The sequence below is a fragment of the Burkholderia sp. MS389 genome (genome assembly GCF_016899425.1).
Taxonomy (GTDB): domain Bacteria; phylum Pseudomonadota; class Gammaproteobacteria; order Burkholderiales; family Burkholderiaceae; genus Burkholderia; species Burkholderia sola.
This window is the reverse complement of the sequence record NZ_CP045995.1, coordinates 1,742,196-1,756,092: the sequence shown is the minus strand read 5'-3', so window position 1 is coordinate 1,756,092 and position 13,897 is coordinate 1,742,196. Positions and strand designations below refer to the sequence as shown.

The following is a 13,897-nucleotide window of genomic DNA, read 5'->3' as shown; positions in this document are numbered from 1 at the left end:
CGTTCAGGCGAGCGCCATCTCGACCGCTGCCAGCGTGCGGCGCCGGATCCAGCCGCTGCCCACTCGGATCGCGAGCCAGTACGGCGTGAACAGCCAGCGCGTGCGCGCGCTCGGGCAATGGACGAAGGTTTCGGTGCGCAGGATGTGCGCGCCCGACGCGAGCCCGACGACCTCGAACCGGAGCACCAGCTTCGCGTCGCGCGGGTCGTCGTGCCGGACGAACGCGTCGGCATCGGCGACGGCGCGCACGTCGGGCGTCGGGCGCCAGAAGCGTCCGACGAGGCCGAGCGACAGCGACGTGTCGTCGCGATGGAGCGGCGTGAACGTGTCGAAGCCGAAACGCGCGCGTTCGGGGCGGGCCGGCGCGTGGCGCAGCGCGCCCGCGACGGCTGCCGGGAATTCTCGCATCGTCAGCAGCGTGTCGATGACGGGATCGGCGCGCATGTCGAGCGAGGCGACGACATCGATGATGGATGCGGGCGGCGCGTCGATCGGCTGCGATTCATGCACTTCGTGGAAGCCGAACGACGGAATGAACGGCGGCTTGCGCGCCGAGGCCCGGGTGGTCGATTCGGAGACGATGCCAAGTGGGTTCATCGCGACTCCTGAAGGGGCAAAACGCGATCGTAGCACCGCGCGCGAATGAGCGCCGCGACGTTTTCGCGCAGTGCGTCGCGCTGCGTCGCACCGATAAAAAAAGCCTGGAAACTCGCGTTCCCAGGCTCGAGGCCATCAACGACGATGGTGGAGGAGACGGTATCGTCCCGATGCGCGCCGCCCTTCTGCAGGCGACGTCGCGCATGTGTCGCGCTCAGATCGCCCAGCCGCCGAGATAGAACGTGACGAGCACGGCCGCGATCAGCACGGTGCCGACGTTGAGCTTGCGGAATTCGCCGCTGGCGACGCGGCCGATCACGAGCGTCGAGAAGCCGAGCATGATGCCCGTCACGATGTTCGCGGTCAGCACGATGAACACCGCGCACACGAGGCCGGACATCGCGTCGACCATGTCGTCCATGTGCAGCTTGCTCACGCTGCCGAGCATCAGCAGCCCGACGTACATCAGCGCGGGCGCGGTCGCATACGACGGCACGAGGCCCGCGAGCGGCGAGAAGAACATCACGACGAGGAACAGCAGGCCGACCACCGCGGCCGCGAGGCCCGTCTTCGCGCCGGCGGCCACGCCGACGCTCGACTCGATGTAGGCCGCCGCCGGCGCGCCGCCGAGGAAGCCGGAGAAGATCGAGCTGATCGAATCGGCGGTCAGCGCGCGGCCGCCGTTGATGATGCGGCCGTTCGCGTCGAGCTGGCCGGCCTGGCCCGCGACCGCGCGGATCGTGCCGGTCGCGTCGAACACGGCGGTCATCACCAGCGCGAGCACGCTCGGCAGCACGGCCATCGACAGCGCGCCCTTGATGTCCATCGCGCCGATCAGCGACGCGTGGCCCGGTGCGCTCAGCGACGGCAGCGCGAAGATGCCGCGGTATTTCACGCCCGGATCGAAGATCAGCCCGAATACCGAGATCGCGATCACGACGAGCAGGATGCCGCCCGGCACGCGACGTTTTTCGAGGCCGAAGATCGCGGCGAGCCCGACGACCGACATGATGACCGGGAACGCGGTGATCTGGCCGAGCGACACCGGCAGGCCGGCGCCCGGGTTCTTGATCACGAGGCCCACGTCGTTCGACGCGATCAGCAGCAGGAACAGCCCGATGCCGATCCCCGTGCCGTGGGCGACGCCCGCGGGCAGGTTGCGCAGGATCCACGAACGCACGCCGGTGATCGAGATGCCGGTGAACACGAGACCCATCAGGAACACCGCGCCGAGCGCGACCGTCGGAGGCAGCCCCTTGCCGAGCACGAGCCCGAACGCGGTGAACGCGGTCAGCGAGATCGCGCAGCCGATCGCGATCGGCAGCTTCGCCCACAGGCCCATCAGCAGCGAGCCGAACGCGGTGGTGAGACAGACCGCGACGAACACGGCGCTCGTGTCGAAGCCGGCCTTGCCGAACATGCCGGGCACGACGAACACGGAGTAGACCATCGCGAGGAAGGTGGTCACGCCGGCAATGATCTCGCGGCGTTGCGTGCTGCCGCGCGACGAAATGCCGAAGTACCGGTCGATGGCGCCGTTGGCACCCAAGCCGGTTTCTTCCGCGCCGACGCCGAGCGTCGGCTGCACCGGGGTATCACTCATGAGCTTGCTCCTTTATCAGCATGCTGAAACGGCTCGCAGCGAACCGTCGTCAGGGTGTCTCGTATCTGGTTGGATTGATCGGCAACGTCGCGGGGACGCATGACGCGCGGTGCGTGTCGTGACGGGCGAATCGAAACGATCGCGAGGGTGTCGCGTCGGACGACGCATGGTGTGGTCGACCCCGTCACGTGTGCTTTGCCGTAGCGAAGGTTAGGCGAGCGGCCTATCACGTCCCATCGGGGGAAGAGCATGCAGCGCATGTCGCAGCGCTTATATCGGCGTGCAACGGGGCTCCGTCGCGCCGACACGCGTGTATACGCCTAGTTCGAATCCGTTAAGGCGACTATTTGAATGCAGGGTCGGCGGGCGGGGGGCATTGGACGTTACGAATGGCTTTCAAGGTGGCCCGGGAGGCCGGCGCGCGTGCATGGTTTCCGTCCCGATGCGGGCTTCAACTGCGCGCGAGATGCGCGAGATACGCGCAGAACATGTCGGCCATCGCGTCCGAGTACGCGTCGATTTCCGCGGGCGTGCGCGCGGTTTCGGAGAACGCCTTGCCGCCCGTCGTGAGCGTCGTCAGGATCAGCTCGCACGCGAGCGCATGCGTGGCGTCGGGCACGTCGGGCAGCGCTTCGCGGATGAACGCGCTGAACGCCCGGTTGCCCTCGGCCTTCACGTCCTGCGCCTCGGGGGCGTCGCGATAGAGCGGAGCGGCATCGTCGAGCGCGGTCCGCATCGGCGCCTCGTCGCATTCCGAACGGATGAACGCATGCACCGCCGCGCGCAGCCGCTCGGGCGGCGTCTTGCGCGTGTCCTGCAGGATTGCGCACAGCATGTCGTGCGTCTGCCGCCACTCGTCGTGCTGGAGCCGGAACAGCACGGACGCCTTGTTCGAGAAGTACTGGTACAGCGAGCCGACGCTCACGCCGGCCCGCTCGGCGACGCGCGCCATCGTGAAGCGCTGCGCGCCTTCGCTCGCCAAAACCTGAATAGCCGCCTGCAGGACGTCCTCGACGAGGCGGGTCGAGCGCGCCTGCCGAGGCTGCTTGCGCGTGGCGATCGGGGCGTTTCGGCGGTCGGTCATGAGCGGTTTGCCAATGCGAATAGTAAAACCTGAATAGTTCGTCATATTCTAGTCGGGTGCACTGACGCACTCAACCCGATACGGAGATATCGCATGACCACCCTGATGCTCGACCCGCTGGCTTCGCTGCTGGCGCGCCTGTTCGACGAAGCCGACGCGTCGTCGCCCGCGACGAGCCCGGCCTTCACCAACGTGTCGCGCGACGAGCAAGCGCGGCTGATGCGCAGCAAGACGGACTACGCCGATCTGTATGCGCGCCTGAAGGACTACCCGCTTCCCGTGTCGCGCGAGACGGGTATGCTGCTGTACATGCTCGCGCGCAGCGGCGGCGCGAAGGCAATCGTCGAATTCGGCACGTCGTTCGGCATCTCGACGCTGCATCTCGCGGCCGCGCTGCGCGACAACGGCGGCGGCCGGCTGATCACGAGCGAGTTCGAGCCGTCGAAGGTCGTGCGCGCGCAGGCCAACCTGGCGGCGGCCGGCTTGGCCGATCTCGTGGAGATTCGCGAAGGCGATGCGCTGCGCACGCTGGCCGCCGATCTTCCGGATTCGGTCGACCTGCTGCTGCTCGACGGGGCGAAGGCGCTGTATCCGGAGATACTCGCGCTGGTCGAGCCGCGGCTCAGGGCGGGCGCGTTCGTCGTGGCCGACAACGCGGAATACAGCCCCGACTATCTTGCTTACGTGCGCGCGCCGGAACACGGCTACCTGTCGGTGCCGTTCGGCGGCGACGTCGAATTGTCGATGCGGCTGCGCTGACCGGACGGAGCGAGGGTGTCGACGATTTCACGCCTCCCCGCATCAAATATAGGAAAACTGATTAAGCGGAAGCGGGGCGAAAGGTGAAGGGATGATCCCCGTCGCTGCGACGCCGTGCGCGTCACTTCAGGAACACATAGCGCGCGAAGTACGGGAAGCGGCCGACCGCATGCTCGGTCGTGCACGTCGCGGCCGGCGGCGTGCCGCCCGCCGTGTCGAGCCGCTGCACGAAGCGCACGCCGGCGAGCGTGCCGGTTGCGGCCGGCGTCGCCGCGAGCAGCAGTTGCGGAATGCTGGCCGGGCTGGCGCTCGGCACTTCCGCGAGCTTCTTGCCGGTAATGCGGCTGCCGTCGAGCGCTTCCCACGACGGTCCCGCGCCGTGCCGGACGACGAGCGTGCCGCCGGCATCGAACAGCAGCGCTTCGGGGTGCTGGAATGTCCACGCGAGCCGGTGTTCGGCATCGTATTCGCACGTGTAGACCTGCAAGCCGCTCGCGGTGGTCGTCAGCACCGGCGTGGCCGGCGCTGGCGCCGTGAGGCCGGCAGCCTCGTTGGCGTGCGAAGGCGCGGTAAAGGCCGCGAGGGAAAAACCGGCCGCAAGGGCCAGCAGCATGTCGCGTGTCGGGGAGCGGCTTGGCATGACGGGGCGTCCTTTCAGGTCGGGTGACGGTCGTATGGCGTCGATCCCGTCAACGTTAGACGCCGATCGCCCAGGCCGCAACTCGGAAATGACAATCGCGGCGATAGTCGCCGCGATTGCCGGAGGGCGGATGCGCGATCAGCGGATCGCGACCGGGTTGATATTGACCTGCGTGGAGCCGACGTACAGCGGCTGGCCGAGCACGAACAGGAATTCCCATGCCTTGTCGCGCACCAGCGCGCGGCTGTCGACCAGCTCCAGGTTGTAGATGCCGCGCTTCGCGAGCATGTACTGGTTGACCGGGAATTCGTCCTGCGTATGCGGATTCGGATAGACCTCCGACGCCCACGTGTCGCCGCCGAACGCGACGATCCCCTGATCGGCCAGCCACTTCGCGGCTTCCATGCCGATGCCGGGCTCGACGGCGAGGAACTGCTTGTCGTCCTTGCCGACCAGTTCGAGCCAGCCGGTGTTGAACAGCACGACGTCGCCCTTGCGCAGCGTCAGCCGCTGCTTCTTCAGCACGGCCTGGATATCGGCGACCGTGAACTCGGTGCCGCCCGGCACGATCGGCTTGCCGTAGTGGGCGGTCATGTCGAGCACGACGCCGCGCGTGACGATCGGCGGCACCTTCTCGACGCCGAGCTTCTTCACGCCGTCGACGGTCACGAAATCGGCCGCGCGGTTGCCGTTGTAGTACACGTTGTCGATGCCGATGTGGCCGATGCCGTTCAACTGCGTGCCGACGCCGGTCCATGCGTTGACGAGTTCGTCGTTGAACGTGAACTTGTTCGGGCCGAGGCTCTTGCCGGCCTGCTGGCCGACCTGCACGTTGTACAGCCGGAAGCTGCGGTGGCGGTACGCCGGCAGGTTCTTGTCCACCGGCACGGCCAGCGGATAGGTCTTGCCGGCTTTCACGAGGCCGACCGCCTGCTTGACGACGTCGGGCGTCAGCAGGTTGGCCGCGCCGATTTCGTCATCGGCGCCATAGACGGACGGATACCAGCCGGCCGCCGCCGCCTCGGACGGGGCGGCGTGGGCCGCTTGCGCGGCCGCGAACGGCAGGATCGCGGCGAGCGCGAGCCGGGCGAGCGTCGCTTTCATTCGAGACTCCTGTCGATCGTTATGCCGCGGCTTGCGCGAGCGTCGGGTAGTCGGTCAGGCCGTGGGCGTCGCCGCCGAACAGCGTGTTGCGGTCGTGCGGCGCGAGCGCGGCGCCGGTGCGCAGCCGCTCGGGCAAGTCGGGATTCGCGACGAACGGGCGGCCGAATGCGACGAGGTCGGCCCAGCCGGCGGCGATCGCCTCGCGCGCGCGCTCGGCGGTGTATGCGCCGGCATAGATCAGCACGCCCGGGAACGCGGCACGCAGTTGCTGCTTGAAGGCGACCGGCATCAGCGGCGCGTCGTCCCAGTCGGCTTCCGCGATGTGCAGGTAGCCGACGCCGAGTTCGCCGAGCAGCTTCGCGGCGGCGAGGTAGGTCGTTTCCGGATCGTCGTCGACGCAGCCGTTCAGCGTGGTCAGCGGCGCGAGGCGGATGCCGACGCGCGATGCGTCGCCGGTCCCGTCGATCAGCGCCTGCGTGACTTCGCGCAGGAAGCGCAGCCGGTTCTCCAGCGAGCCGCCGTATGCGTCGGTGCGCGTGTTCGCGTTCGAATCGATGAACTGGTTCACGAGGTAGCCGTTCGCGCCGTGCAGCTCGACGCCGTCGAAGCCGGCTTCGATCGCGTGGCGGGCGGCGGTGCGGTACTGGTCGACGATCTCGTGGATCTCGTCGATCGACAGCGCGCGCGGCTCGGACGCCTGCACGAAGCCCGGCGTGCTGCCGTCCTCGCCGGCGATGAACACGTTCACGCCCTTCGCCTGGAGCGGCGACGACGACACGGGTTGCGCGCCGCCGAGCAGGCTCGTGTGGCTCAGCCGGCCGACGTGCCACAGCTGCGCGAAGATGCGGCCGTGCGCGGCATGCACGGCGTCCGTCACCTTGCGCCAGCCGGCGACCTGCGACGGCGTGTGGATGCCGGGCGTCCATGCGTAGCCCTTGCCGAGCGGCGCGATGTAGGTGCCTTCGCTGACGATCAGGCCCGCACTCGCGCGCTGCGCGTAATACGCGGCCATCAGTTCGTTGGCTTCGTCGCCGGGCTGGCTGGCGCGCGAGCGCGTCATCGGCGGCATCACGATGCGGTTTGGCAGCGTCAGCGCGCCGAGTCGCAGCGGTTGGAAAAGCGGGTCCTGGGTCATGGTGGATTCCTGTCGGTGCCGCGGCCGGCGGGCCGCGGACGGGTCATGTCGGATGAAGGCGGCGTGTGCTCAGTCCCACTTCGGCGCGAGGCCGTCCGGGTCGACTTCGCGGCCGTTGCGCTCGAGCGCGGCGATCTGCGCCATGTCTTCGCCGGTCAGGCGCAGCGTCTGCGCGAGCAGGTTGCTCGCGAGGTTCTCGCGCTTGGTCGACGACGGAATCACCGAGTAGCCGAGCTGCAGCGCCCAGGCGAGCGCGACCTGGGCCGGCGTCGCGTCGTGACGCTGCGCGATCGCGCCGAGCACCGGGTCGCCGAGCACCTTGCCGTACGCGAGCGTCATGTACGACGTCACGTGAATGCCTTCGGCGTTCAGGAACTCGACCAGCTTGCGGTTCTGCAGGTACGGGCTCAGTTCGATCTGGTTCGTCGCGATCGCGTCCTTGCCGACGGCCGCGATCGCTTCCTTCGTCAGTTCGATGTTGAAGTTCGAGATGCCGATCTGGCGCGTGAGGCCCTTCGCCTTCGCGTCCGCCAGCGCGGTCATGAACGCGTCGATCGACACGCCGTTGCCCGGCGCCGGCCAGTGGATCAGCGTCAGGTCGACGACGTCGGTGCGCAGCTTGCGCAGGCTTTCCTCGAGGCTGGCCGCCAGTTTTTCCGGCGCGTAGTTGTCGACCCAGATCTTCGTCGTGAGGAACAGGTCTTCGCGGCGCACGCCCGACGCGGCGATCGCTTCGCCGACTTCTGCTTCGTTGCCGTAGATCTGCGCGGTGTCGATCGCGCGGTAGCCGACTTCGAGGCCGTTGCGGACCGAGTCGATGACGACCTGGCCTTGCAGGCGGAACGTACCGAGGCCGAATGCGGGAATCTTGCTCATCATGTGCTCCTGAAAGAGGGGGAACGATTGCGGTATGGAAGTCATTCTGGCGCGTGAGACTGATGAGATAAACGCGTTCATCAGTCAAAAATATTTGATTTGAAGTCAAATATAGGTCGCGCCATGGGCGTCCGGACCGTGGTCGCCGCTTATGCGGCGCGCGTCTGCGGCGTCGTGTTCGGATGGAACGCGGGCAGCACGTCCGATGCGATTTCGGCCATCGTCTCGTCGAGCGGCCGCCGGTTGCGGCGGAAATGCAGGCCGATGTGCTGCACGCCCGCGTCGCGCATCGCCGCGAGTTCTTCCGTCAGCGCGATGCGCCCCGCGCGGGCGCCGAAGCGGTGCCGCTGCAGCGGTTCGTGCGGATCTTCCGCGAGGTCGAGATGGATGAAGCTCACGTACGGCTTGTCGCCGGCCACTGCGTGCCAGTTCGCGGCGCGCTGCAGGTGATCGGCCGGCGTTCCCGGATACGCGAGGCAGCCGTCCATGTGTTCGCCGATCCACGCAGGCGTCTGCTGTGCGAGGCCCGCGACGAGCAGCGGCACCGGTGAACGGGCGGCGGGCAGCACTTCCAGGCCGGGCGGCAAGTGTCCGCGCGCGCCGTCTCGCAGCAGCGCGATCTGGTCGCGGAAGTTTTCGCCGCGCGTGGCGAAGTCGCGGCCGAACAGCGGATATTCGACCGGCCGGTCGCCGCTCGCGACGCCGAGCAGCAGGCGACCGCCGCTCAGTTCCTGGATCGTCGCGGCCGATTTCAGCGTCAGCAGCGGTTCGCGCAGCGGCAGCACGACGGCCGCGGTGCCGAGCAGGATGTCGTGCGTGATTCCGGCGAGGTAGCCGAGATACGAGAACGTTTCGAACACCTGCGCGGCATCGCCGAACGACGGGTCGTACACCGGCACGTCGCGCACCCAGAGCGCGCGAAAGCCGAGCGTGTCGGCCAGTTGCGCGAGCTCCGCGTGGATGTCGAGGTCGGGCACGCCGGGGTGGCGGCCGTCATGCCGGCGTTTCGCGTTGCCGGACGGGGTCCAGTCGTTGTCGAGCGGCAGTTCGATGCCGATGCTGAAGCCGCCGGCGGCGAGCGTGTCGAGTGAAGTGGACATGGTCGGGCTCCGTTCAGATCGCGCGCAGGCTGCCGTCGAGCCGGTAGAAATCGAGCGACGGCGCGGTGAAGAACGAGCGCGACGTGCCCGCGGCGAAGTCGTCGATATGCACGACGGTGGCGCGATCGGCTTCCTGCCACGAGATCGCGTAGGTGTCGTCGGCGATGGGCTGCCACGTATAGGCCACTTCACCCTTCGCGCCCGCGTACGGGCCTTCGGTGATCTCGTAGCGCATGTGGAGGCCGTCTTCGTCGTACGCGTTGAGCGCGGTGAGGCCGTCGTAACGGACTTCGAAAGTCTTGCCGGCGAACGGCGGACGTTGGGTCGATGCGTTCATGCGGGTGGCTCCTGCAAAAGGATGACGTTCAATGGGCGAGTTCGACGGGTTCGGCCGTGCGTTCCGGCAGGCCCTGACGGCTGTCGAGACGGCCGCTCAGCGCGGTGAGCGCAAACGCGCCGAGCGTGACGACGGCGGCGATCCACGGCGTGTGGCCGAGGCCGACGTTCGCGACGATCAGGCCGCCGAGCGACGACCCGCCGGCCACGCCGAGGTTGAAGGCGGCGATGTTGAAGCCCGACGCGACGTCGGTGGCGTCCGGCGCGAAGTGGCGCGCCTGCTTGACGACGTACACCTGCAGCCCCGGCACGTTGCCGAACGCCACGGCGCCCCACGCGAGCATCGTCAGCACCGCGAGCCATTTCACGTGGATCGTGAAGGTCAGCGCGAGCAGCACGATCGCGAGCAGCAGGAAGATCCGCTTGAGCGCCTTCACGGGGCCGACGGCGTCCGCGAGCTTGCCGCCCCACACGTTGCCGACCGCGACCGACACGCCGTAGCCGACGAGCACGAGGCTGACCTGCGACGGCGTGAAGCCGGCGATCTGTTCGAGCAGCGGCGCCATGTACGTGAACGCGATCAGCGAGCCGCCGTAGCCGACCGCCGTCATCGCATAGACGAGGAGCAGGCGCGGCTGGGCCAGCACGCGCAGCTGGCGGGCGAGCGGCGCGGGCGGCGTCTGCGGCAGCCCGCGCGGCACGAACGCGACCGCGCCGAGGAACGCGACGAGGCCGAACAGCGCGACGATCAGGAACGTCGCGCGCCAGCCGAAGTGCTGGCCGATGAAGGTGCCGAGCGGAATGCCGGCGACGAACGCGACGGTCATCCCGCTGAACATCGTCGCGATCGCGCTGGCGGCCTTGTCCTTCGGCACGAGCGTGGTCGCGATGATCGAGCCGACCGAGAAGAACACGCCGTGCGCGAGGCCGGTGAGCACGCGCGCGACGATCAGCGATTCGTAGCCCGGCGCCTGCCATGCGACGAGGTTGCCGACGGTGAAGAGCGCCATCAGCCCGGCGAGCAGCGCCTTGCGCGGCACGCGGCCGGTGAGCGCGGTGAGGAGCGGCGCGCCGATGGCCACGCTCAGCGCGTACAGGCTGACGAGCAGGCCGGCGGACGGCAGGCTGACGCCGAGGTCGGCGCCGATCGTCGGGATCAGCCCGACGATCACGAATTCGGTGGTGCCGATGGCAAAGGCGCTGATGGTCAGCGCAAGCAACGCGAGTGGCATGACGGGATCCGGGTTTCAGTAGGAATGGATCGCAGTGTGCCGGCTTTACTTTTGCGGAAAAACTGGTCTATAAACCAAATTGTTTTGATTTCAAATCAACAATGAAGATCACGCTCGACGAACTCCAGGCCTTTGCCGCCGTGGTCGACACCGGTTCGATCACCGCCGCCGCCCAGCAGCTCGACCTTACCGTGTCGGCGACGAGCCGCACGCTCGCGCGGCTCGAGGAAAAGCTGAAGACCACGCTGCTGCGCCGGACCACGCGCCGGCTCGAACTGACGGAGGAAGGGCGCGCGTTCCTGCAGGATGCGCGCGCGATCATCGAATCGGTCGAGAACGCGGAAGAGCAGATGCTCGCGCGGCGCGAGATGCCGTCCGGGCGCCTGCGCGTCGACGCCGCGACGCCGTTCATGCTGCACGTGATCGTGCCGCTCGTGCGCGGCTACCGCGAGCGCTTCCCGAAGGTCGAACTGGAGCTGAACAGCAACGAGGGCATCATCGACCTGCTGGAGCGGCGCACCGACGTCGCGATCCGGATCGGCCGGCTGAAGGATTCGACGCTGCACAGCCGGCGCATCGGCAACAGCCGGGTGCGCATCCTCGCCAGCCCCGACTACATCGAAGCGCACGGACAGCCGCGCAAGGTCGAGGATCTGCCGAAGCACACGCTGCTCGGCTTCACGCAGCCCGAATCGTTGAACGTATGGCCGATCCTCGGCACGGATGGCGAGCCCTGCCGCATCGAGCCCGACGTCTGGTCGTCGAGCGGCGAGACGCTGCGGCAGCTCGCGCTGGCGGGCACGGGGGTCGTGTGCCTGTCGGATTTCGTGACCGCACAGGACCGCGAGGCCGGGCGGCTGGTGCAGGTGCTCGCGCGCCAGACGCTCGACGTCCAGCAGCCGATTCACGCGGTGTACTACCGCAATACCGCGATCTCGTCGCGGATCGCGTCGTTCGTCGACTACCTGATCGAGGTGCTGGGCGGCGGCAGCGGCGGCGATGCGCCGGCGCGGCGCAAGGCCGCGTGGATGGAGCCGCAGTAGCGGTGCAGCGCAGGCGGCGCTGCCTTTCGGAATCCGGCGTGCCGCGCGGCGGCACGCCGGCGTGCGGCGATTACGCCTCTTCGGCCCAGGACATCCCGTCGCGCGCGAGCAGCGCCGACGAAGCCGCGGGCCCGAACGTGCCGGCCGTGTACAGGCGCGGCCGGTCGCCGAGCTGCTTCCAGCCGTCGAGGATCGGCTCGACCCACGACCAGGCGGCTTCGAGTTCGTCGCGACGCATGAAGTGCGTGAGGCGGCCGCGGATCACGTCGATCAGCAGCCGTTCGTACGCTTCCGCGCGCCGTTCCGGAATCGCCTGCTGGAGGTCGAGGTTCAGGCTCACCGGCACCATGTTCATCCCGCTGCCCGGTTCCTTCGCGAGCATCTGCAACTGGATCGACTCTTCCGGCTGCAGCTGGATCACGAGACGGTTGCCGTAATTGCGCGGGCCGGTCGGGATGATCGAGAACGGCATGTCCGCGAACTCGATCACGATTTCCGACTGGCGGCGCTGCAGCCGCTTGCCGGTGCGCAGGAAGAACGGCACGTTCGCCCAGCGCCAGTTGTTGATGTGCGCGCGCAGCGCGACGAAGGTTTCCGCACGGCTGTCCGCCGGCACGTTGTCTTCCTCGAGATAGCCCTTGACCGGCTGGCCGTCGACCGCGCCGGCCGTGTACTGGCCGCGCACCGTGTCGCGCGCGACGTCCGACAGCGACATCGGCCGCAGCGAGCGCAGCACCTTCAGCTTCTCGTCGCGCACCGCGTCCGGGTCGAGCGACACGGGCGGCTCCATCGCGACGATGCACAGCAGTTGCAGCAGGTGGTTCTGCACCATGTCGCGCAACGCGCCGGTATGGTCGTAGAAGCCCGCGCGGCTGCCGACGCCGACCGTTTCCGCGACCGTGATCTGCACGCTGCGGATGTTCGGCGCCTGCCACAGCGGCCCGAAGATCGGGTTGCCGAAGCGCAGCACCATCAGGTTCTGCACGGTTTCCTTGCCGAGATAGTGGTCGATCCGGTAGATCTGCGATTCCTCGAAGTGCTTGCCGACCGCGTCGTTGATCGCCTTCGCGGATGCGAGATCGTGGCCCAGCGGCTTTTCGAGGACGACGCGCGAGTGCGCGTCGACGAGGTGCGCGGCCGACAGGTTGTCGCAGATCGTCGTGAACAACTCCGGCGACGTCGACAGGTAGAACACGCGCACCGCGTCGCCACGCGCCGCTTCGGCGAGGCGCAGGTAGTCGTCCGGCACGTTCACGTCGATCAGCACGTACTTGAACAGGTCGAGGAAGCGGCTCCACGCGTCGGCGTCGAACGCCTTCTCGTCGATGAACGGGCGCGACTGCTCGTCCATGAACTTGCGATAGCCGTCGATGCCCCAGTCGCGGCGGCCGACGGCGATGATGCGCGTCTCGGGCGGAAGATTGCAGTGCAGGTGCGCCATGTACAGCGCGGGCAACAGCTTGCGGGCGGCCAGGTCGCCGCCGCCGCCGAAGATGATCATGTCGACGGGCCGGTCGGCCGCCGTCTGGGAAGGCTGATTCGTCATGGGAGGTTCGCGGTTTGAAACGGTGAACGTGAAACGAACGTCGAGGGCAATCGGGCGCCGGATGGCCGGCGCCGGTACGGCAAAACGCAATAGTGCACCGTTTTGATGGTTTGCGTGTGCGTTCCCCCGGATGTAACAGGGCTTGCGTTCTCGTTGATGGCTCGATTATGATTGAGTGCTCACTCATTAAAGGAATCGAACGTGGCCCGACCGCGCAGTCCCGACAAGCACGAAGCCATCCTCGCCGCAGCCGCGCGCGCGCTCGCCGAGGACGGCGCGACCGCGACGACCGCGCGCATCGCGCGGCTGGCCGGCGTGGCGGAAGGCACGGTGTTCACCTATTTCGACACCAAGGATGCGTTGCTGAACGCGCTGTACGTGAGCCTGAAGGCCGACATGCGCGAAGCGATGATGACCGGGTTTCCGGAACACGCGCCGGCCGAGCAGGCGGTACGGCATGCGTGGAACGGCTATGTGTCGTGGGGCGTCGCGAATCCGGACGGCCGGCGCGCGCTGCAGCAGCTCGGCGTGAGCGGGCGCATCGACGACCCGCATCGCGCGGCCGGCGCCGAAGGCTTCGGCGCGATCCGTGCGCTGCTGCGCGAACAGGTCGCCGCGTCGGGCGCGCTGAACCGCGACGAAGCGCATGCGTTCTGCTCGGCGTTGTTTACGTCGATTGCGGAAACGGCGATGGAATCGATCGCACGCGATCCGGTGCGCGCCGATGCGTACCAGGAAGCCGGCTTTCGCGCGTTGTGGGCCGTGTTGCACGCGGTGTGAGTCAGGCACGGCCGTCGGGCGGCGCGTGCCGCGACGGCCGGCACGGAGTTTCAGGCAGGGCG

14 protein-coding genes are annotated in these 13,897 nt (G+C 68.0%); 3 read left to right on the top strand and 11 right to left on the bottom strand.

The features are described 5' to 3' along the window. Nucleotides 1–3: 3 nt before the first annotated feature. The 3 genes from GJG85_RS24170 to GJG85_RS24160 all read right to left on the bottom strand — a co-directional run bounded on the left by GJG85_RS24170 (nucleotide 4) and on the right by GJG85_RS24160 (nucleotide 3,329). A complete protein-coding gene (locus GJG85_RS24170; RefSeq protein WP_050012139.1) occupies nucleotides 4–597 on the bottom strand; it encodes a hypothetical protein in 594 nt (197 codons plus the stop codon). 214 nt (nucleotides 598–811) lie between these two features. Then, nucleotides 812–2,200 carry an NCS2 family permease gene (locus tag GJG85_RS24165; RefSeq protein WP_050012138.1) on the bottom strand — a complete coding sequence of 463 codons (1,389 nt, stop codon included), beginning with the start codon at nucleotides 2,198–2,200 and terminating at the stop codon, nucleotides 812–814. Nucleotides 2,201–2,651: 451 nt separating this feature from the next. Beyond that, nucleotides 2,652–3,329, bottom strand: coding sequence for a TetR family transcriptional regulator (locus tag GJG85_RS24160; RefSeq protein WP_204383922.1), 678 nt, complete (start codon nucleotides 3,327–3,329; stop codon nucleotides 2,652–2,654). Nucleotides 3,330–3,377: 48 nt separating this feature from the next. On the opposite strand from GJG85_RS24160, the gene GJG85_RS24155 reads away from it, so the two are divergent. Beyond that, complete coding sequence (locus GJG85_RS24155) at nucleotides 3,378–4,043, top strand: O-methyltransferase (RefSeq protein ID WP_089489847.1); 666 nt, start codon at nucleotides 3,378–3,380, stop codon at nucleotides 4,041–4,043. Between the two features lie 121 nt (nucleotides 4,044–4,164). On the opposite strand, the gene GJG85_RS24150 is transcribed toward GJG85_RS24155, so the two are convergent. The 7 genes from GJG85_RS24150 to GJG85_RS24120 all read right to left on the bottom strand — a co-directional run bounded on the left by GJG85_RS24150 (nucleotide 4,165) and on the right by GJG85_RS24120 (nucleotide 10,466). Further along, nucleotides 4,165–4,683 carry a DUF3455 domain-containing protein gene (locus tag GJG85_RS24150; RefSeq protein WP_050012135.1) on the bottom strand — a complete coding sequence of 173 codons (519 nt, stop codon included), beginning with the start codon at nucleotides 4,681–4,683 and terminating at the stop codon, nucleotides 4,165–4,167. Between the two features lie 138 nt (nucleotides 4,684–4,821). After that, nucleotides 4,822–5,787, bottom strand: coding sequence for a cyclase family protein (locus GJG85_RS24145; protein WP_089489846.1), 966 nt, complete (start codon nucleotides 5,785–5,787; stop codon nucleotides 4,822–4,824). Nucleotides 5,788–5,806: 19 nt separating this feature from the next. Next, complete coding sequence (locus GJG85_RS24140; protein ID WP_089489845.1) at nucleotides 5,807–6,922, bottom strand: alkene reductase; 1,116 nt, start codon at nucleotides 6,920–6,922, stop codon at nucleotides 5,807–5,809. Nucleotides 6,923–6,991: 69 nt separating this feature from the next. Further along, nucleotides 6,992–7,798, bottom strand: coding sequence for a 2,5-didehydrogluconate reductase DkgB (gene dkgB, locus GJG85_RS24135; RefSeq protein WP_050012132.1), 807 nt, complete (start codon nucleotides 7,796–7,798; stop codon nucleotides 6,992–6,994). A gap of 149 nt (nucleotides 7,799–7,947) precedes the next feature. Further along, complete coding sequence (locus tag GJG85_RS24130) at nucleotides 7,948–8,898, bottom strand: LLM class oxidoreductase (RefSeq protein ID WP_050012131.1); 951 nt, start codon at nucleotides 8,896–8,898, stop codon at nucleotides 7,948–7,950. 13 nt (nucleotides 8,899–8,911) lie between these two features. Beyond that, nucleotides 8,912–9,235 carry a hypothetical protein gene (locus GJG85_RS24125; RefSeq protein WP_050012130.1) on the bottom strand — a complete coding sequence of 108 codons (324 nt, stop codon included), beginning with the start codon at nucleotides 9,233–9,235 and terminating at the stop codon, nucleotides 8,912–8,914. A gap of 28 nt (nucleotides 9,236–9,263) precedes the next feature. Then, a complete protein-coding gene (locus GJG85_RS24120) occupies nucleotides 9,264–10,466 on the bottom strand; it encodes an MFS transporter (RefSeq protein WP_050012129.1) in 1,203 nt (400 codons plus the stop codon). Nucleotides 10,467–10,567: 101 nt separating this feature from the next. Here GJG85_RS24120 and GJG85_RS24115 point away from each other — a divergent pair, with 101 nt between their 5' ends. Continuing rightward, the gene (locus tag GJG85_RS24115; protein ID WP_204383920.1) at nucleotides 10,568–11,509 is read left to right on the top strand and encodes a LysR family transcriptional regulator; all 942 of its coding nucleotides are present in this window, start codon (nucleotides 10,568–10,570) and stop codon (nucleotides 11,507–11,509) included. Nucleotides 11,510–11,579: 70 nt separating this feature from the next. Here GJG85_RS24115 and zwf read toward each other — a convergent pair whose 3' ends face one another. Beyond that, the gene (gene zwf / locus GJG85_RS24110; RefSeq protein ID WP_089470721.1) at nucleotides 11,580–13,055 is read right to left on the bottom strand and encodes a glucose-6-phosphate dehydrogenase; all 1,476 of its coding nucleotides are present in this window, start codon (nucleotides 13,053–13,055) and stop codon (nucleotides 11,580–11,582) included. A gap of 201 nt (nucleotides 13,056–13,256) precedes the next feature. On the opposite strand from zwf, the gene GJG85_RS24105 reads away from it, so the two are divergent. Continuing rightward, nucleotides 13,257–13,835 (top strand): TetR/AcrR family transcriptional regulator, encoded by a 579-nt coding sequence (locus GJG85_RS24105; RefSeq protein WP_050012126.1) that lies wholly within the window; start codon nucleotides 13,257–13,259, stop codon nucleotides 13,833–13,835. The last annotated feature ends 62 nt before the right edge of the window (nucleotides 13,836–13,897 follow it).